The sequence below is a fragment of the Streptomyces sp. NPDC059906 genome (genome assembly GCF_042730645.1).
Lineage (GTDB): Bacteria > Actinomycetota > Actinomycetes > Streptomycetales > Streptomycetaceae > Streptomyces > Streptomyces rubrogriseus.
The window spans coordinates 84,379-102,887 of the sequence record NZ_JBHWKU010000022.1; the positions used below are offsets into that span (position 1 = coordinate 84,379).

Annotated in this window: 16 protein-coding genes; 7 read left to right on the plus strand and 9 right to left on the minus strand. The window is 69.3% G+C overall.

Going from position 1 to position 18,509, the window contains the following annotated elements:
* Positions 1-120: 120 nt before the first annotated feature.
* Positions 121-1,572, minus strand: coding sequence for a CCA tRNA nucleotidyltransferase (locus ACFV9J_RS28375; protein ID WP_385358597.1), 1,452 nt, complete (start codon positions 1,570-1,572; stop codon positions 121-123).
* Positions 1,573-1,797: 225 nt separating this feature from the next.
* Here ACFV9J_RS28375 and ACFV9J_RS28380 point away from each other — a divergent pair, with 225 nt between their 5' ends.
* The 7 genes from ACFV9J_RS28380 (at position 1,798) to trxA (ending at position 11,587) form a co-directional block, all read left to right on the plus strand.
* Positions 1,798-4,143 carry a DUF6049 family protein gene (locus ACFV9J_RS28380; protein ID WP_385358599.1) on the plus strand — a complete coding sequence of 782 codons (2,346 nt, stop codon included), beginning with the start codon at positions 1,798-1,800 and terminating at the stop codon, positions 4,141-4,143.
* Between the two features lie 44 nt (positions 4,144-4,187).
* Positions 4,188-6,635, plus strand: a complete 2,448-nt coding sequence (gene murJ / locus ACFV9J_RS28385) for a murein biosynthesis integral membrane protein MurJ (RefSeq protein WP_385358601.1) — start codon at positions 4,188-4,190, stop codon at positions 6,633-6,635.
* A 139-nt stretch (positions 6,636-6,774) separates the two neighbouring features.
* Positions 6,775-8,466 carry a protein kinase family protein gene (locus ACFV9J_RS28390; protein ID WP_385358603.1) on the plus strand — a complete coding sequence of 564 codons (1,692 nt, stop codon included), beginning with the start codon at positions 6,775-6,777 and terminating at the stop codon, positions 8,464-8,466.
* Positions 8,467-8,494: 28 nt separating this feature from the next.
* The gene (sigM, locus tag ACFV9J_RS28395) at positions 8,495-9,220 is read left to right on the plus strand and encodes an RNA polymerase sigma factor SigM (RefSeq protein WP_109029155.1); all 726 of its coding nucleotides are present in this window, start codon (positions 8,495-8,497) and stop codon (positions 9,218-9,220) included.
* Between the two features lie 17 nt (positions 9,221-9,237).
* On the plus strand, positions 9,238-10,089 hold the full coding sequence (locus ACFV9J_RS28400; protein ID WP_385358666.1) for an anti-sigma factor family protein: 852 nt from the start codon (positions 9,238-9,240) through the stop codon (positions 10,087-10,089).
* A 158-nt stretch (positions 10,090-10,247) separates the two neighbouring features.
* Positions 10,248-11,216, plus strand: a complete 969-nt coding sequence (gene trxB / locus ACFV9J_RS28405; protein ID WP_109029157.1) for a thioredoxin-disulfide reductase — start codon at positions 10,248-10,250, stop codon at positions 11,214-11,216.
* A gap of 38 nt (positions 11,217-11,254) precedes the next feature.
* Complete coding sequence (trxA, locus tag ACFV9J_RS28410; RefSeq protein ID WP_003975042.1) at positions 11,255-11,587, plus strand: thioredoxin; 333 nt, start codon at positions 11,255-11,257, stop codon at positions 11,585-11,587.
* 75 nt (positions 11,588-11,662) lie between these two features.
* Here the strand turns inward: trxA and ACFV9J_RS28415 are convergent, their stop codons facing one another.
* The 8 genes from ACFV9J_RS28415 to rnpA form a co-directional block, all read right to left on the minus strand.
* A complete protein-coding gene (locus ACFV9J_RS28415; protein ID WP_385358606.1) occupies positions 11,663-12,280 on the minus strand; it encodes a GNAT family N-acetyltransferase in 618 nt (205 codons plus the stop codon).
* 298 nt (positions 12,281-12,578) lie between these two features.
* Positions 12,579-13,691 (minus strand): ParB/RepB/Spo0J family partition protein, encoded by a 1,113-nt coding sequence (locus ACFV9J_RS28420; protein ID WP_385358608.1) that lies wholly within the window; start codon positions 13,689-13,691, stop codon positions 12,579-12,581.
* Entirely contained in the window at positions 13,688-14,761 is a 1,074-nt protein-coding gene (locus tag ACFV9J_RS28425) for a ParA family protein (RefSeq protein WP_385358669.1), read from the minus strand. Before ACFV9J_RS28425 ends, ACFV9J_RS28420 begins: the two co-directional genes overlap by 4 nt.
* Before the next feature lie 304 nt (positions 14,762-15,065).
* Positions 15,066-15,785 carry a 16S rRNA (guanine(527)-N(7))-methyltransferase RsmG gene (gene rsmG / locus ACFV9J_RS28430; protein ID WP_385358609.1) on the minus strand — a complete coding sequence of 240 codons (720 nt, stop codon included), beginning with the start codon at positions 15,783-15,785 and terminating at the stop codon, positions 15,066-15,068.
* A 124-nt stretch (positions 15,786-15,909) separates the two neighbouring features.
* Positions 15,910-16,422, minus strand: a complete 513-nt coding sequence (locus tag ACFV9J_RS28435) for a R3H domain-containing nucleic acid-binding protein (RefSeq protein ID WP_003975047.1) — start codon at positions 16,420-16,422, stop codon at positions 15,910-15,912.
* A gap of 15 nt (positions 16,423-16,437) precedes the next feature.
* Positions 16,438-17,745 (minus strand): membrane protein insertase YidC, encoded by a 1,308-nt coding sequence (gene yidC / locus ACFV9J_RS28440; protein WP_385358611.1) that lies wholly within the window; start codon positions 17,743-17,745, stop codon positions 16,438-16,440.
* A 3-nt stretch (positions 17,746-17,748) separates the two neighbouring features.
* The gene (yidD, locus tag ACFV9J_RS28445; protein WP_361013828.1) at positions 17,749-18,123 is read right to left on the minus strand and encodes a membrane protein insertion efficiency factor YidD; all 375 of its coding nucleotides are present in this window, start codon (positions 18,121-18,123) and stop codon (positions 17,749-17,751) included.
* Positions 18,120-18,491, minus strand: coding sequence for a ribonuclease P protein component (gene rnpA, locus ACFV9J_RS28450; protein WP_042822545.1), 372 nt, complete (start codon positions 18,489-18,491; stop codon positions 18,120-18,122). Before rnpA ends, yidD begins: the two co-directional genes overlap by 4 nt.
* Positions 18,492-18,509: the final 18 nt, after the last annotated feature.

The window sequence follows — 18,509 nt, forward strand, 5'->3', positions numbered from 1 at the left end:
TGCTTAACGGTCTTCTGCTTAACGGTCTTCTGCATCACGGTCTTCTGCTTCACGGTCATGTTTCACGTGAAACATGACCCCCGCGGGCGGCACGTTTCACGTGAAACGTGCCGCCCGTTCTCATGCGTTGTCGGGGTGCTGAGCCCACCACTCCTTCAGCGCCGCCACCGCCGCGTCGTGCCCCATCGGCCCGTTCTCCAGGCGAAGCTCCAGTAGGTGCTTGTACGCCTGCCCGACGGCCGGCCCAGGACGGACACCGAGGATCTCCATGATCTGGTTGCCGTCCAGGTCCGGGCGGATCGCGTCGAGCTCCTCCTGCTCCTGAAGCTGCGCGATCCGTTCCTCCAGACCGTCGTACGCGCGAGAGAGGGCCGAAGCCTTGCGCTTGTTGCGCGTCGTGCAGTCCGACCGCGTCAGCTTGTGGAGTCGGTCGAGCAGCGGGCCGGCGTCCCGGACGTAGCGGCGGACCGCGGAGTCCGTCCACTCGCCCGTGCCATAGCCGTGAAAGCGCAGATGCAGCTCGACCAGGCGTGAGACGTCCCTCACCAGGTCGTTGGAGTACTTGAGCGCGAGCATGCGCTTCTTCGTCATCTTGGCCCCGACCACCTCGTGGTGATGGAAGGAGACCCTGCCGTCCTGCTCGAAGCGGCGGGTGCGCGGCTTGCCGATGTCATGCAGCAGGGCGGCCAGGCGAAGGGTCAGGTCCGGTCCCTCGCTCTCCAGGGCCATCGCCTGCTCCAGGACGATGAGGGTGTGGTCGTAGACGTCCTTGTGCCGGTGGTGCTCGTCCCGCTCCAGCCGCAGGGCCGGCAGCTCGGGCAGGACCCGCTCGGCGAGGCCCGTCTCCACCAGCAGGCTCAGCCCCTTGCGCGGGTGCGGGGAGAGGATGAGCTTGTTCAGCTCCTCCCGGACCCGCTCGGCGGAGACGATGTCGATGCGCCTGGCCATGTCCTGCATGGCCTTGACCACCTCCGGCGCCACCTCGAAGTCGAGCTGCGCGGCGAAGCGCGCGGCCCGCATCATCCGCAGCGGGTCGTCGGAGAAGGAGTCCTCGGGAGTACCCGGAGTGCGCAGCACCCGGGCCGCGAGGTCGTCGAGTCCGCCGTGCGGGTCGATGAACACCTTCTCCGGAAGCGCGACGGCCATCGCGTTCACCGTGAAGTCACGCCGGACGAGGTCCTCCTCGATGGAGTCGCCGTAGGACACCTCGGGCTTGCGCGAGGTGCGGTCGTACGCCTCCGAGCGGTAGGTGGTCACCTCGATCTGCCAGCCGTCCTTCTGCCCCCCGACCGTGCCGAAGGCGATCCCGACCTCCCAGACCGCGTCCGCCCAGGGACGCATGATCTTCAGAACGTCCTGGGGACGGGCCTCGGTGGTGAAGTCCAGATCGTTGCCGAGCCGCCCGAGCAGGGCGTCCCGGACCGAGCCGCCGACCAGGGCGAGCGAGAACCCGGCCTCCTGAAAACGGCGGGCGAGATCGTCGGCGACAGGGGCGACCCGCAGCGGCTCACCCGCCGCGTGGTGCTGCTCCTGGCTCAGGACACTGGGGCTGACTTCGTTGGCGTTCGGCACAACAAAACAGGGTACGTGGCCTTGACGGAGACAGGCGCCCCCTTTGATCGCGCACCGAATCCCCCGCTTTCGTACCGCTCCCTCTATAGGCACACATAGAGGGAAGACCAGCCTGGCAGCGGATCTTGTGACGTAGTCCGCGGCACTTCCCCTCGTCGCACCTCGTTACCATGCGTGGACGCACATTCCGACGACCACTGATCACGACGAGGGACGGGCGAGCGCGTGGCCGAGGCGGCAGACTTCCAGGGGACCAGTGCCTCACCTGCCCGCCGGTGGCTCCGGCGCACCACGGCGCTGCTCGCCGGGGCGCCGCTGCTGGCCGGTCTGGTCCAGCTGCCCGCCGCCGGCTCGGCGCACGCCGACGAGGCGGCCGCTGCCCTGGCCGACTCCGACTCGGGCTCGGTGGCCGTGGCCGTCGACTCGCTCACCCCTTCCGCGCCCACGGACGGGGACACGGTGACCGTGTCGGGCACCGTGACCAACCACGGCAAGCGGACCGTCACCGACGCCCATGTGGGCCTGCGCGTGGGCCCACAGCTCGTCACCCGCTCGTCGGTCGACGCGATCGCCAAGGACAGCGACGATCTCCAGAGGTCCATCTCCCCGGAGATCGACAACAAGTACACGGAGAAGTTCTCCAAGCTCACTCCCGGCGTGGCGGAGCACTTCAACATCTCGGTGCCGGTCGACGAGCTGAACCTCGGCAGCGACGGCGTCTACGAATTCGCGGTCTCGCTGTCCGGGGAGACCTCCGCGCAGCCGTGGGAGCAGATCCTCGGCATCCAGCGGACCTTCCTGCCCTGGCAGCCCGACGAGGCCGACACCAGGACCAAGACCACGGCGCTGTGGCCCCTCGTCTCGACCACGCACATGGCCGCCGAAACGGGACCGAACGAGGAGCAGACCCCGGTCTTCCTCAATGACGACCTGGCGAAGGAGATCTCCCCCGGCGGCCGCCTGAACCAGATGGTGACGCTGGGCAAGGACCTCGACGTCACCTGGGTGGTCGACCCGGACCTGCTGGCCTCCGTCGACGCGATGACGGGCAGTTACCGCGTCCGGGACGGGGACCAGACCACCGCCGGCACCCACCAGACGATCGCCAAGCAGTGGCTCGCCGACCTGCAGGACGCGGTGGCCGACGAGGAGGTCGTCGCCCTCCCCTTCGCCGACCCCGACCTGGCGTCCCTCGCCCACAACGGCACGGACGTCACCGGCTCGCTGAGTCAGCTCAAGGACGCGACGGACGTCGTCGCCAACACCGTCGAGCCGATCCTCCATGTGAAGCCGAACACCGAGTTCGCCTGGCCCGTGGAAGGCGCCGTCGACCGGTCGATCGTCAAGGTCGCCACCTCCGCGGGCGCCGACAAGGTGATCGCGCGCAGCGACAGCCTCCAGGAGACCGACGCCCTGCCGTACACACCGTCCGCCGCCCGCCCCATCGGCGGCGGCACCACGGCGGTGGTGGCGGACGCCCGGATGTCCACGGCGTTCGAGGGCGACCTGACGACGGCGTCCGCGTCCACGCTCGCCGTGCAGCGCTTCCTCGCCCAGAGCCTGGGTCTGGGCCTCCAGACCGACAAGCAGCGCAGCGTGGTCATCGCTCCGCAGCGCACCCCCTCCGGGAGCCAGGCGCGCGCGATGGCCGAAGGGCTGCGGGCCCTCCAGAGCGGCACCTGGTCCCAGTCCCAGAAGCTGGCGGCGGCCGCCGCGGCCAAGCCGGATCCGGACGCCGCCACCAAGGTTCCGGGCCCCTCTTCCTACCCGTCGGCGCTGCGCAAGAAGGAGCTGCCCCGGTCGGCGTTCGTGGAGAGCGCGCGGACGCAGGACGCGCTGGACAGCTTCAAGATCGTGCTCTCGTACCCGTCCCGGGTGGTGACCCCCTTCGGACGCGCCCTGAACCGGGAGCTGTCCGTGTCGTGGCGCGGCCGGGCCGCCGAGGCGGAGTCGTTCCGCGCCGGAGTGAAGTCGTACCTCGACGGGCTGACCGGCCGGGTCAGACTGATCGACAAGTCGGAGACGAAGCTCTCCGGCCGCAGCGCCACCATCCCGGTGACGGTGCAGAACAACCTGGTGCAGGACGTCGGCCCCCTGGTCCTGCGGCTCACCTCGACGAACCCGACCCGCCTCGAGATCGACGGCGCCCGCTACGAGGAGCAGCCGATCTCGGTCTCCGGCGGCCACAGCCAGTCGGTGAAGTTCACCACGTCGGCCAACGCCAACGGCCGGGCGACGGTGATCGCCCAGCTGTACACGACGGACGGGCGGCCGTACGGCAAGCCTGTCACCTTCGACGTGAAGGTCACCGAGATCACGGCCACCGTGATGCTCGTCATCGGAGGCGGCGTCCTGCTGCTCGTCCTCGCCGGCTTCCGGATGTACACGCAGCGCAAGCGCGCCGCGGCCCGTGCCGCCGAGAAGACGGAGTCGGGCGAGGAGGGCGATTCCGGAGAGTCGGAGGCTTCGGGGAACGCCGAGGACGATCCGGAGCAGCCGAGTGACCCGACACCGGACACCGCAGCGGAAAGCGACGACCCGTCCGGCACGGGTGAGAGAGTGGACCGTTGAGGATGTCGTGGCCGGTCGGCCCGGGACGATGAGGTGGGGTAACCATGAACGCGCCGTACGACGGTGACCGCGGTCAGGCCGCGGACGGCTCGGGTCACCCCCAGGGCCCGCCGCCGGATCCCGGCCAGACGCCGCCGCAGCCGCCCGCGGACATGTACCTCCAGGACGCCTACGACCAGGATCCCTACCGGGCCCAGGACCTCTCCGCCCAGGATCCGGTCTCCGAGGCGCTCTACGACCGCGCCGCGCACCCCCCACCGCCCCCGGGCACGTACCCGCCGCAGCAGCCGCTGTACTCCCAGCCCTCCCAGTCGCCCTACGCCCCCGATCCCCGGGTGTGGGCCCAGACGCCCGCCCCGGAGCCGGAGGGACCGACGCAGTACCTGCCGTACGGCGACGACCCTCGGACCACCCAGTTCGTGGGCGTGGACGACCTGGTCGGCCAGGCCGGAGACCAGCGTCACGAGCCGGACGCCTTCGCGCACCTGTTCCGCGACCAGCAGCAGGGCGGCGGCCACCCCTCGTACGACGACCAGGCCGGCGTACCCGCACCTGCCCCGGCACCGGGGCCGGGGCCGTACGGCGGGGCGGCGGGGCCGGGCCAGTACGGCGGGCACCAGGGGCCCGATCCGTACGGGCACGCTCAGACACACGGTCAGTACGGCGGCCCAGCTCAGTACGGCGGCGAAGCTCAGTACGGCGGCGCAGCTCAGTACGGCGGTCCCGCTCCGACGCCCGGGCAGCACGCGGCGCCCGCACCCGGCCAGTACGCGGTGGCCCCCACCCCCGAGGCGGCCGAGGCCCCACTCCAGGAGCCCGAGCCCGCGGCTGGCCAGGCCAGCCAGGCCGCGCCCAAGAAGGGCGGGCGCGCGGGGGGCCTGCTGAAGTCGAGCGCCGTGATGGCGGCCGGCACGATGGTGTCGCGGCTGACCGGGTTCGTCCGCTCGGCGATGATCGTCTCGGCCCTGGGACTCGGCCTGCTGGGCGAGTCCTTCCAGATCTCCTACCAGCTGCCGACGATGATCTTCATCCTCACCGTCGGCGGCGGCCTCAACTCGGTCTTCGTACCCCAGCTCGTCCGCGCCATGAAGGACGACGAAGACGGTGGCGAGGCCTACGCCAACCGCCTCCTGACCCTGGTCGTGGTGGCCCTCGGCATCCTCACCGCGCTGGGCATGCTGGCGGCCCCCCTGCTGGTTCGCGCGCTGTCGAACCCGGTCGCCTCGGATCCCGCGGCCAACGAGACGGCCGTCACCTTCACCCGGTACTTCCTGCCGTCCATCTTCTTCATGGGCGTCCACGTGGTGATGGGGCAGATCCTCAACGCCCGTGGACGGTTCGGCGCGATGATGTGGACCCCGGTCCTGAACAACATCGTCATCATCGTCACCCTCGGCATGTTCCTCTGGGTCTACGGCACGGCCGCCGACTCCGGAATGACGGTCGCGACCATCCCGCCGGAAGGCAAGAAACTCCTCGGAATCGGCATCCTGCTCGGCCTCGTCGTCCAGTCCCTGGCGATGATTCCCTACCTCCGCGAGACCGGGTTCAAGCTGCGACTGCGGTTCGACTGGAGGGGGCACGGCCTCGGCAAGGCCGCCATGCTCGCCAAGTGGACGATCCTGTTCGTCCTCGCCAACCAGGCGGGTGCCCTCGTCGTCATCCAGCTCGCCACGGCGTCGGTCACGGACACCGACCTCGCCGGCACCGGTTACAGCGCCTACGCCAACGCCCAGCTCATCTGGGGGCTGCCACAGGCCATCATCACCGTCTCTCTGATGGCCGCCCTGCTGCCGCGCATCTCGCGCTCGGCGTCCGAGGAGGACGGGGGAGCGGTCCGCGACGACATCTCCCAGGGGCTGCGCACCACGGCCGTCGCCATCGTGCCGGTCTCCTTCGGCTTCGTCGCGCTCGGCATCCCGATGTGCACACTGATCTTCGGCTCCTCGGGCACGGGCGCGGCCACCAACATGGGCTACATGCTGATGGCCTTCGGTCTCGGCCTCATCCCCTACTCCGTGCAGTACGTCGTCCTGCGCGCCTTCTACGCCTACGAGGACACCCGTACGCCCTTCTACAACACCGTCATCGTGGCCGTGGTCAACGCCGCCGCCTCGGGCCTGTGTTACCTCCTGCTGCCCTCGCGCTGGGCCGTCGTCGGCATGGCCGCCTCCTACGGCCTGGCCTACGTGATCGGCGTGGGCGTCGCCTGGCGCAGGCTGCGCAAGCGGCTCGGCGGAGACCTGGACGGCGCGCGGGTGCTGCGTACGTACGCCCGGCTGTGCATCGCGTCCGTCCCGGCCGCCCTGGTCGGTGGCGCCGCCTGCTACGCGATCAGCCGCTCACTCGGCCAGGGCGTCGTGGGATCGTTCGCCGCGCTGCTGGCCGGCGGAGTGCTCCTGTTCGGTGTCTTCTTCGTCGCCGCCCGCCGCATGCGCATCGAAGAGGTCAACTCTCTGGTCGGCATGGTGCGCGGACGCCTGGGACGCTGAGACCCGGGGTAGGCGCACAACCATCGTCCGCCGCTGTGTGTCGTGCTTAGCGGCGGACTGTGGGCACAATTGGGTTCGGCGTCGGACGCGCGGATCGGGAGTCGGCCGACGCGCACGGAATGGGGAGGCAGGAACGACGGTGGCGGAACGGAGCACAGCTGCCGTCGACGTGGCAGACAACAGCGGCGATGAGCCGCTGACCGCACAGGCGGACCAGTCCACGGCCGACGGGGTGGCCAACAACCGGGAGCGGGACACGGACAGCGACGAGGCACAGGGGAACCCCACGAGCGAGGAGTCCGGCAAGACCTCGCCTCCCGAACTGCACAGCGGGCACAAGCTCGCCAGACGCTACCGCCTCGAGGAGTGCGTCACCCGTCTGGACGGCTTCAGCAGTTGGCGGGCCGTCGACGAGAAGCTGCGCCGCGCCGTCGGAGTCCACCTCCTCCCCGCGGACCACGCGCGCGCCCGGTCCGTGCTGGCCGCGGCACGCTCGTCCGCCCTGCTCGGCGACCCTCGCTTCGTCCAGGTGCTGGACGCCGTCGAGGACAACGACCTCGTCTACGTCGTGCACGAGTGGCTCCCCGATGCCACCGAGCTGACCGCTCTCCTCGCCGCCGGGCCGCTGGAGGTGTACGACGCCTACCAGATGGTCAGTCAGGTCGCGTCGGCCATGGCGGCCGCGCACCGGGAGGGCCTCGCCCATCTGCGCCTGAGCCCCAACGCGGTGCTGCGTACGTCGACGGGCCAGTGGCGGATCCGCGGGCTGGCCGTCAACGCCGCACTGCGCGGCATCAGTTCCGACACTCCGCAGCGCACCGACACCGAGGCCATCGGAGCCCTGCTGTACGCCACGCTCACCCAGCGCTGGCCGTACGAGAGCGACGCGCACGGTCTGGCAGGTCTGCCCAAGGACATCGGGCTGATCCCGCCGGACCAGGTACGCGCCGGCGTCCACCGCGGCCTGTCCGAACTGGCGATGCGGGCGCTCGCCAACGACGGTGCCACCGCTTCCCGGCACGAGTCTCCGTGCACCACGCCGGAGGAACTGGTGAAGGCGATCGGCGAGATGCCGCGCATCCGCCCGCCGGAGCCGGCGTACACCGCACCGCCCCAGTACCAGCGCACGGCCTACCAGCAGGGCGCGTACGGCCGCCCGGCGCCGCGCCCCGGTGTCACCCAGCCCGTGCCGGCGCCGCCGCCCCCGCTGCAGAGCCGTACCGGCAAGGCCCTGAAGTGGGGTGTGTCGGCCCTGCTGATCGCCGCACTCGGACTCGGCAGCTGGCAGCTCGCCGATGCGCTCATGGAACGGGGCGGCAAGGCCGACGACCCGAACCAGACGCAGACGGTGGACGGCGACAATGACAAGAGCCCGAAGGAGCCGGTCAGCCGACCCATCACCATCGCGGGCGCACACGACTACGACCCGTTCGGGTCAGACGGGTCCGAGTACCCGGAAAACGTCGGCAAGGCCTACGACGGCGACCCCGGAACCTACTGGCAGACGAGCCACTACGCGAGCGCCGACTTCGGGCGGCTGAAGCCGGGTGTGGGCATCGTGGTCGACCTCGGCAAGGTGCAACGGGTCGGCAGGGTGGCTCTGACGTTCGGTGGCGACACTTCGGTGGAACTCCGTTCCGCCGGGGCCACGGACTCGGAACCGCAGTCCTTCGAGGGATACGAGAAGGTCGCCGGCGGAAACGGTACGACGGTGGACCTCAAGCCGGACAAGGCGGTGCAGACCCGCTACCTTCTGGTCTGGCTGACCAAGCTGCCGGTGACGGACGGGCAGTTCCGGGGCCGGGTCGCCGACATCAAGGTGACCAGCTGACGGCACCTACCGCAGGGAGAGGGGTGTGATGGCGGGCGGCGCGAGTCATGACGGTGTGACCGACCAGGAACTGCTCGCCCGCCACGTCGAGGGCGACCCCGACGCCTTCGGTGAGCTTGTGCGCCGTCACCGGGACCGGCTCTGGGCAGTGGCCCTGCGGACACTGGGGGACCGCGAGGAGGCCGCCGACGCCGTCCAGGACGCGCTCGTCTCCGCCTACCGGGCCGCCCACACCTTCCGCGGACAGGCGGCCGTCACCACCTGGCTGCACCGGATCACGGTGAACGCCTGTCTGGACCGTGCTCGCAAGGCCGCCTCGCGGAAGACCGCGCCCGTCGACGACACCGAACGCCTGGAGCAGCTGCTGGAGCCGCACGAGTCGGCCTCCGCTCCCGCGGAGCGCAACGACCTGCACCGCCAGCTGCTGGAGGCCCTGGGCACCCTGCCCGCCGACCAGCGGGCCGCTCTCGTCCTGGTCGACATGCAGGGCTATCCCGTCGCGGAGGCCGCCCGCATCCTCGACGTGCCGAGTGGCACGATCAAGAGCCGGTGTGCCCGTGGCAGAGCCAGGCTCCTGCCGCTGATCACCCACCTTCGTCCGGACGGCAGCGGAGACGGCAGGAAGCCTGGCCCGGAGCGGAACCGGACGCCGGGGGCATCCGTCCCACCGGCAGCGGGACCGCGGCGTGCGGGTCCGCCGGAAGCAGGGCCGAGTGATTCAGCCGCAGTGAAGGGCGGAGGTGGACGAGCGTGACATCGTCGACGACAGACATGACCGGGCACCCCGACGTCGCGGAGATCTCCGACCTCGCCGAAGGCCTCCTCCCGAGCACACGGACCACCGACGTACGGCGGCACCTGGAAGGCTGCGAGCTCTGCGCGGACGTCTACGCTTCGCTGGAAGAGATCCAGGGGCTGCTCGGCACCCTGCCTTCCCCGACGCCCATGCCGGACGACGTGGCCGCCCGTATCGACGCCGCCCTGGCGAACGAGCCCCTGCCGGGGGGCGGCGACGGCCCACGTGTTTCACGTGAAACATCGACACCGACCGACCGGCCCGCCGGGCACGCGCGCCCCTCCTCCACCGGACCCGGCCGCAAGGACCGCCGCCGAAGCGGTCGGCGCAGGATCGCCGTACTCGGCGCCGTGGCCGCCGCTGCCGCGATCGGACTCGGCTCGGTCATCGTGTCCACCCTCACCGGAGAGAGCCCCTCCCACGACACCGCCCACGAGCCGCAGACCGCGCTCCCGGACACCTTCGCCGAGGGCCGGCTCCAGGACAAGGTCTCCGGTCTCCTCGCGGACGGGAGTACCGAGAGCGGCGGATCACGTACCCCGCGCAGTTTCGGCATGGAGTCCGAGAACGGTGGCGAGGCCGCCGAGAACCATGTCTTCAAGCAACCGACCGTCCCCGAGTGCATCCGCAAGGGCATCGGTCGCGACGACGCTGTGATCGCCACGGAGCCGGGCGTCTACAAGGGCAGGGAAGCCTTGCTGGTGGTACTGCCCGACGCCACCAATGACACCCGGGTCACCGCCTACATCGTCGAGACGACGTGCGTGAAGCAGCCCGCGGTAGGCAAGGCCAAGATCCTTCTCGAGCACTCCTACGCGCGTTCGTAGCGGCCCTTCCTCCGCCTCGCCAGGCAGTGGGGCTCTGGCGCCGTGTGCCCGGGCACAGCGGGAATGCGCGCCCCGTAGGATCCGTTAGGTGGGGTGAGAGTTCCGAGTGCAGCTCCACCCGGCCCTGAAGACGCAGTCCAGAGACGAGGAATGAAGCCGTGAGCGACGTCCGAAACGTGATCATCATCGGCTCCGGGCCCGCCGGCTACACGGCGGCGCTCTACACCGCGCGAGCGTCCCTGAAGCCGCTGGTGTTCGAGGGTGCCGTCACCGCGGGCGGAGCGCTGATGAACACCACCGAGGTGGAGAACTTCCCCGGCTTCCAGGACGGCATCATGGGCCCCGAGCTCATGGACAACATGCGGGCCCAGGCGGAGCGCTTCGGGGCCGAGCTGATCCCGGACGACGTCGTGGCCGTCGACCTCAGCGGTGAGATCAAGACCGTCACCGACACCGCGGGTACGGTCCACCGGGCCAAGGCCGTCATCGTCACCACCGGCTCGCAGCACCGCAAGCTCGGCCTGCCGAACGAAGACGCGCTGTCCGGTCGCGGTGTCTCCTGGTGCGCGACCTGTGACGGCTTCTTCTTCAAGGACCAGGACATCGCCGTGATCGGCGGCGGGGACACCGCGATGGAGGAGGCCACCTTCCTCTCCCGCTTCGCGAAGTCCGTGACGATCGTCCACCGCCGGGACACCCTGCGCGCCTCCAAGGCGATGCAGGAGCGTGCCTTCGCCGACCCCAAGATCACGTTCGTCTGGGACAGCGAGGTCGCCGAGGTCCAGGGCGACCAGAAGCTGGCGGGCCTGAAGCTGCGCAACGTCAAGACCGGCGAACTCTCCGATCTGCCGGTGACCGGCCTGTTCATCGCGATCGGCCACGACCCGCGCACCGAGCTTTTCAAGGGCCAGCTCGACCTGGACCCGGAGGGCTACCTGAAGGTCGACGCGCCCTCGACGCGCACCAACCTGACGGGTGTCTTCGGGGCCGGTGACGTGGTCGACCACACCTACCGTCAGGCGATCACCGCTGCGGGCACCGGCTGCTCCGCCGCGCTCGACGCCGAGCGCTTCCTCGCCGCCCTCAGCGACGAGGACAAGGCGGAGCCCGAGAAGACCGCCGTCTGACCACCCCATCCCTCGCACCAACCAGTTAGGAGCCCGCCGTGGCCGGCACCCTGAAGCATGTGACCGACGACTCCTTCGAGCAGGACGTCCTCAAGAACGACAAGCCCGTCCTGGTGGACTTCTGGGCCGCCTGGTGCGGTCCGTGCCGCCAGATCGCGCCGTCCCTCGAGGCCATCGCCGCCGAGTACGGCGACAAGATCGAGATCGTCAAGCTGAACATCGACGAGAACCCGGGTACGGCCGCCAAGTACGGCGTCATGTCCATCCCGACCCTGAACGTCTACCAGGGTGGCGAGGTCGCCAAGACCATCGTCGGTGCGAAGCCGAAGGCCGCGATCGTCCGCGACCTTGAGGACTTCATCGCCGACTGACGTTTCACGTGAAACACGAATGGGCCGACCCGAACGGGTCGGCCCATTCGCTGTACAGCGGTCTCCGGTGCCGAGCTACAGCGGCCGCAGCGCCGGCTCCTTCTGCACGGCGCCGAGCAGGCGGTCCAGTGCCATCTCCACGTCTTCCTTCCAGGACAGCGTGGAGCGAAGATCCAGCCGCAGTCGCGGGTGCCGGGGATGCGGTCGGACCGTCTTGAAGCCCACCGCCAGGAGATGCTCCGCCGGCAGAACGCAGGCGGGCTCCTTCCAGCGGGCATCACCGAACGCCTCGATGGCCTTGAAGCCACGACGCAGGAGATCCTTGGCGACCGTCTGGACCATCACCCGACCCAGCCCCTGGCCCTGGTACCCCGGCATCACGAACGCGGTCATCAGCTGAACCGCGTCGGAGGAGACCGGGCTGGTGGGGAAAGCGGCCGAGCGCGGCACATACGCGGGCGGTGCGTAGAGAACGAAGCCCACCGGCACGTCGTCGACGTAGACCACCCGTCCGCAGGATCCCCAGTCCAGCAGCACGGCGGAGATCCAGGACTCCTTCTCCAGGGCCGGCGTACCGGCCTCTACCGCGGCCTCGCCGCTGACGGGGTCCAGTTCCCAGAAGACGCACGAGCGACAGCGCTGGGGAAGGTCCTGAAGGTTGTCCAGCGTGAGCGGTACGAGCCGGCGCCCCATGAAGGCTGTTCCTCGCTTCCTTCCCCTGCCGCGTCGCGGGCGGCTGTCAGAGCGCTCCGTTCCCTGAGCAGGCTGCCGATGAACCCACCGACCGCGCCCAGCCCCAAGCCCGCGCTCACCCATTCGGTGCGGCTCATCGTTCGCATGGCCCCTGCCTTCCTCCCAGAGGTACCGCCAGGTGACAACGCTCTCCCGTTCGCATCGTATCCACGATGCGGTGGACCCGACACCGACGCAAAGCAAAGGGCGGACCGTGTTCCGGTATGCACCGGACACGGCCCGCCCTCAAGACAGCCGATCAGGACTCGACGTCCCCGTCCCCGTCCTCGTCCTCGTCCTCCAGGAGGCCCTTCTGCAGTACGGGGCCCTCCCCGGGAGCGAGACTGCCGAGGATTCGCTCAAGGTCGTCCATGGAGGCGAACTCCACGGTGATCTTGCCCTTCTTCTGCCCCAGGTCGACCTTCACACGCGTCTCGAAGCGGTCCGAGAGCCGCGTCGCGAGGTCCGAGAGCGCCGGGGAGACCAGGGAGCCGGCCCGTGGGCCCTTGGCCCGCTGGGGCTTCTGCGGCCGGGAACCCATCAGGGTCACGATCTCTTCGACCGACCGCACCGAGAGCCCTTCGGCCACGATGCGATGCGCCAGGCGATCCTGCTCCTCCGGGTCGTCGACGGACAGCAGGGCTCGCGCATGCCCCGCGGAGAGCACACCTGCGGCCACCCGGTTCTGCACCTTCGGGGAGAGCTTCAGCAGCCGCAGGGTGTTGGACACCTGCGGGCGAGAGCGGCCGATACGGTCCGCCAGCTGGTCATGCGTGCAGTTGAAGTCCTTCAGCAACTGGTCGTAGGCGAAGGCCTCCTCCAGCGGATTCAGCTGAGCGCGGTGCAGGTTCTCCAGAAGCGCGTCCAGAAGGAGCTTCTCGTCCTCCGTCGCCCGCACGATCGCCGGGATGGCCTCCAGCTCCAGCTCTCGGCAGGCGCGGAAGCGCCGCTCACCCATGATGAGCTCGTAGCGCCCGGGCTCCGTCGGCCGAACGACAACCGGCTGGAGGAGACCGACCTCTCGGATGGAGGTGACGAGCTCGGCCAGCGCGTCGTCGTCGAAGTCCTTGCGCGGCTGCTTCGGGTTCGGCGTGATGGCGTCGAGCGGAACCTCGGCGAAGTGCGCGCCCATGGGCGGCCGAAGCCCTTCGGTACCCTGCGGTGCCGTCGGCTCCTCGGTTTCACGTGAAACATGCTGCAGCGTGGCCACCTTCGCCGCGGCCACCCCACGCTCGCTCGGCAGCAGAGGCATCGCCCCAGGGACCGCAGAAGCCGCGCTCCCCAAGGCCGCCGAGGCAACCGACTTCTCGGTCGGGGCGTTGGGGATCAGTGCACCGAGGCCGCGACCCAACCCCCTCCGTCGCTCACTCACTGGGTCCCCTCCACCATGCTCGGATCGTTCTGAGCGCCGACGTGGGCGTGGGTCGCCTCATAGGTGACACCCACACCCTTCAGCGCGATCTCACGGGCCGCCTCCAGATAGGAGAGGGCTCCACTTGATCCTGGATCGTAGGTCAGTACCGTCTGCCCGTAGCTCGGAGCCTCGGAGATACGGACCGAGCGGGGAATGCTCGTCCGCAGCACCTCCTCGCCGAAGTGGCTGCGCACCTCGTCCGCGACCTGCGACGCGAGCCGCGTCCGGCCGTCGTACATGGTGAGGAGGATCGTCGACACATGCAGCGTGGGGTTGAGATGGCCCCGCACCAGGTCGACGTTGCGCAGCAGCTGCCCCAGCCCTTCCAGGGCGTAGTACTCGCACTGGATGGGAATCAGCACCTCCTGGCCCGCGACCAGAGCATTGACGGTCAGCAGACCGAGGGAGGGCGGGCAGTCGATGAGGATGTAGTCCAACGGCTGCTCGTACGCCGTGATCGCTCGCTGGAGCCGGCTCTCGCGTGCGACCAGAGAGACCAGTTCGATCTCCGCACCGGCGAGATCGATCGTGGCAGGCGCACAGAACAGACCCTCGACATCGGGGACCGGCTGGACCACTTCCGAGAGCGGTCGGCTCTCGACCAGCACGTCGTAGATGGAGGGCACATCGGCGTGATGGTCGATCCCCAGCGCGGTGGAGGCGTTGCCCTGCGGGTCGAGGTCGACGACCAGGACTCTCGCACCGTGCAGGGCGAGTGACGCGGCAAGATTGACGGTCGTCGTCGTCTTGCCCACACCGCCCTTCTGGTTCGCTACGACCATGACCCGGGTGTGCTCGGGTCGCGGTAGCCCCTCGCCGGCGCGGCCCAGAGCCTCCACCGCCAGTTGGGCAGCACGACCGATCGGTGTGTCGTCCATCGGAGGCGGTGTTTCACGTGAAACATCCGCCCCCATCGACTCGGTACGGGGACCGGGGACCGGATCGGTCATCGGTCCCGCGATATTGGCGTCGGACCGCAAGGATTCACTCTCCTCGACTTCAGGCTCGCAATGAACAGAGCCTCCCATGCCTCCGGGGTCATGAACCAGTGAGGCCTGGTCTTCTGTGGAGAAATCCACCTCTGTGGACAACTCCGTGCCCTCTCCGAGCGACCCGAGAGGCTTCCGGTCGCGGGGGTCGGCCGCGGCGCGGCCGCGGCTGATGATGCCGTGCAGCAGTGAGCGACGTTTCACGTGAAACACGATGCACAGCAGCTGATGCCGAACTGCCGCGACACTCCGGCACGCGTGAGCAGGGCAGCTTGTGTGGAGTACGGCCTGTGTGGAGTACGGCTGTGTGGAGTACGGCTGACCATCCGAGCGAAGTCGGACGCTATCCGCGACGTCGACGCGCCCGACCGGTCCGTGCGGCCTTGGCCCGCTTGGCGGCGAAGCGCACACCACCGGGGCTCTCGCCCACCTCTACTCGCACCACGGTGGACAGGGGATCCACGACGCCCTCACCGACGTGGAGGATGGACGTCCGCTCCGCACCGAGTTTGCTCAGCGCCGCGGTCGCCGCCTTCAGCTCCTCCTCGGCCGTGTCCCCCTTGAGGGCGAGCATCTCCCCGTACGGACGCAGCAGGGGAATGCCCCAGGTGGCGAGGCGGTCCAGTGGAGCCACGGCACGGGCCGTCACTACATGCACCGGCGGCAGCTTGCCCATGACCTCCTCGGCCCGGCCCCGCACCACGGTGACATGGTCCAGGCCCAGCAGCTCCACGACCTCGGTCAGGAAGTTCGTGCGGCGCAGCAGCGGCTCAAGAAGCGTGATCTTCAGGTCTTCCCGCACCAGCGCCAGCGGGATACCGGGCAGGCCGGCTCCCGAGCCGACATCGCACACCGTCACTCCCTCGGGCACGACCTCCGAGAGCACCGCGCAGTTCAGCAGGTGCCGCTCCCAGAGTCGGGGTACTTCTCGCGGGCCGATCAGACCACGCTTCACCCCCGCCTCGGCAAGCAGTTCCGCATAGCGGACCGCGTCCGCGTAGCGATCACCGAACACATCTCGTGCCTGCTCGGGTACAGGGGGGAGCTCCGCTGCCTCCGACACGGGGACCGTCCTTCCGTACGGCACCGGCGCACCGGGCGCCGGGACCAGAACCACCAGAACTATCAGGCTGACAAAATTCGGCCCCGCCTGCGCAACAGACGGGGCCGGAGAACGAGAGAACCGATCAGGCGGGAAGCACGACGACGAAGCGCTCCGGCTCCTCGCCCTCGGACTCGCTGCGCAGGCCCGCGGCCTTGACCGCGTCGTGCACGACCTTGCGCTCGAAGGGCGTCATCGGCTTCAGCCGCACGGACTCGCCGCTGCTCCTGACCTCGGCCGCGGCCTTGGCACCCAGCTCGGACAGCTCGGCGCGCTTGTCGGCGCGGTACCCCGCGATGTCGAGCATCAGGCGGCTGCGGTCACCGGTCTCGCGGTGCACGGCCAGGCGCGTGAGCTCCTGCAGAGCCTCCAGCACCTCACCGTCCCGGCCGACCAGCTTCTCCAGGTCCCTGCTCTTGCTGTCGCTGATGATCGAGACGGAGGCACGGTCGGCCTCGACGTCCATGTCGATGTCACCGTCGAGGTCGGCGATGTCGAGCAGACCCTCCAGGTAGTCCGCGGCGATCTCGCCCTCCTGCTCGAGGCGGGTGAGGGTGTCTGCACCCTCGGCAGCGGCGGAGGTGGTGCCTTCCGTCACGGGATGGACTCCTTCTTACTTCTTCGACGGGGACTTGGGCCGCTGCGGGCCCTTGCGCTGTCCGGACTGGGCCTTGCTGCGGCCACCGCCGCCGGACTTCTGAGCCGGCTTCTTGGCGCCGGCGGCAGGCTTGGCGTCCTGCTTGGCGTCCTGCTTGCCGGCCGGCTTGGCGTCCTGTGGCTCGTCCGACTTGGTCAGCGACGTCTTCGGCTCGGCCTCGCCGGCGGGCTTGGCCTGGCGCTGGGACTTGCTCTGCCGCTTGGGCTGCTGGCGCTTGGGCTGAGCCGCGGTGGCCACGGTCGAGCCGTCCGCGCTCTGTGCTGCGACAGCGGCTTCGTTCTTCTCCACGGTGCCGTCGGCCTGAGCCGCCATGCCCGCCTTGTTCAGGCCGTTGATGAACTTCCGCTCGGCCTCGTTGCGGTCCCGGCCCTTGGCGACGATGGCCTTCACGATGGCCTTCTCACCCCGGCTACGGGTCTTGCCGTGCTCGGTGACGCTCTTGTGCAGCCGCTTCAGGTAGGAGGCCTGCGCCTTGGAACCCGGCGTCGGGTTGTTGCGGATCACGTACATCTGCTGGCCCATGGTCCACACGTTCGTGGTCAGCCAGTAGACGAGGACACCGACGGGGAAGTTCACGCCGAAGACGGCGAACATGACCGGGAAGACGTACATCAGCATCTTCTGCTGCTGCATGAACGGCGTCTTCACCGTGGTGTCGACGTTCTTCGTCATCAGCTGGCGCTGGGTGAAGAACTGCGAGGCCGACATCAGCACGATCATGATCGCGGTGACGATCCGCACGTTCAGCAGCGTGGCGTCGAGCGCGGAGACGTCGCTCTCGCTGCTGAAGAACTTGGAGGCCAGCGGAGCCCCGAAGATGTGCGCCTTCTGCGCGCTCTCCAGGAGGCTCTGGTTGACCGCGCCGATGGTGTCGCCGGACGCGATGCCGTTGAGCACGTGGTACAGGGCGAAGAAGAACGGGGACTGCGCCAGGATGGGAAGGCACGAGGAGAGCGGGTTGGTGCCCGTCTCCTTGTACAGCTTCATCATCTCTTCGGACTGACGCTGCTTGTCGTTCTTGTAGCGCTCCTGGATCTTCTTCATCTCCGGCTGGAGCGTCTGCATCCCGCGCGTCGCCTTGATCTGCTTCACGAAGAGCGGGATCAGGCAGATGCGGATGAGGACCACCAGGGACACGATGGACAGGCCCCAGGCCCATCCGGTGTCAGGTCCGAAGATCGCCCCGTACACCGTGTGGAACTGGACGATGACCCAGGAGACGGGCCAGGTGATAAAGCTGAAGAGGCTGGCAATCGTGTCCACTAATCATGCTCCTTGGGCATGGGGCGAGGTCTCTGCGGCCGGGCTCGAAGGATCGGACGAGCTCGGACGAGCAGGCCTTCCTTCGGTGGCCGGTTCGGCGGCGGAGGTCCCGCCCTTGCGTGCCCGCCAGGCGGCACGCAGCATTTCGTGCCACCGCGGGCGCTTGCGCGGCGGAACATGGTCCACGCCGCCCAGCGACCACGGATTGCACCGCAGGATGCGCCAGGCGGTGAGTGCCGTGCCCTTGACGGCTCCGTGCCGGTCGATGGCCGTGTAGCCGTAGTGGGAACACGACGGGTAGTACTTGCACACCGGCCCCAGCAGCGGACTGATCGTCCACTGGTAGAGCTTGATCAGAGCCAGCAGCGGGTACTTCATCGCGCGCCCCCTCCCAGTAGCCGCGCCAGGGCGGCGTCCAGGTCTCGGGCCAGCTGTGCATGGTCGGCGTCACCCGCACCGGGCAGCGCTCGTACGACTACCAGGCTACCGGGGGGCAACAGGTCGATCCGGTCGCGCATCAGATGGCGAAGCCTGCGCTTCACCTTGTTGCGCACGACCGCGACACCCACGGCTTTGCTCACGACGAAACCCGCACGTGTCCGGGGAGCGCTCTCCCCAGGCGCGTGCGGGTCCGTGGCACCGCTACGAAGGTGGACGACGAGGGCCGGGCGGCCGGCCCGGCGACCTCGTCGTACCGCGGTCGCGAAGTCCTCGCGCCGCCTCAGCCGGTTCTCGGTGGGCAGCACGATGTCATGACCTGACCG

Bases quoted from the DNA above. Each gene is read 5' to 3' on its own strand.
- sigM (WP_109029155.1), top strand. From the start codon at position 8,495: ATGGCGGGCGGCGCGAGTCATGACGGTGTGACCGACCAGGAACTGCTC.
- ACFV9J_RS28425 (WP_385358669.1), bottom strand. From the start codon at position 14,761: ATGGGAGGCTCTGTTCATTGCGAGCCTGAAGTCGAGGAGAGTGAATCC.
- ACFV9J_RS28400 (WP_385358666.1), top strand. From the start codon at position 9,238: ATGACCGGGCACCCCGACGTCGCGGAGATCTCCGACCTCGCCGAAGGC.
- yidD (WP_361013828.1), bottom strand. From the start codon at position 18,123: ATGAAGTACCCGCTGCTGGCTCTGATCAAGCTCTACCAGTGGACGATC.
- ACFV9J_RS28415 (WP_385358606.1), bottom strand. From the start codon at position 12,280: ATGGGGCGCCGGCTCGTACCGCTCACGCTGGACAACCTTCAGGACCTT.
- murJ (WP_385358601.1), top strand. From the start codon at position 4,188: ATGAACGCGCCGTACGACGGTGACCGCGGTCAGGCCGCGGACGGCTCG.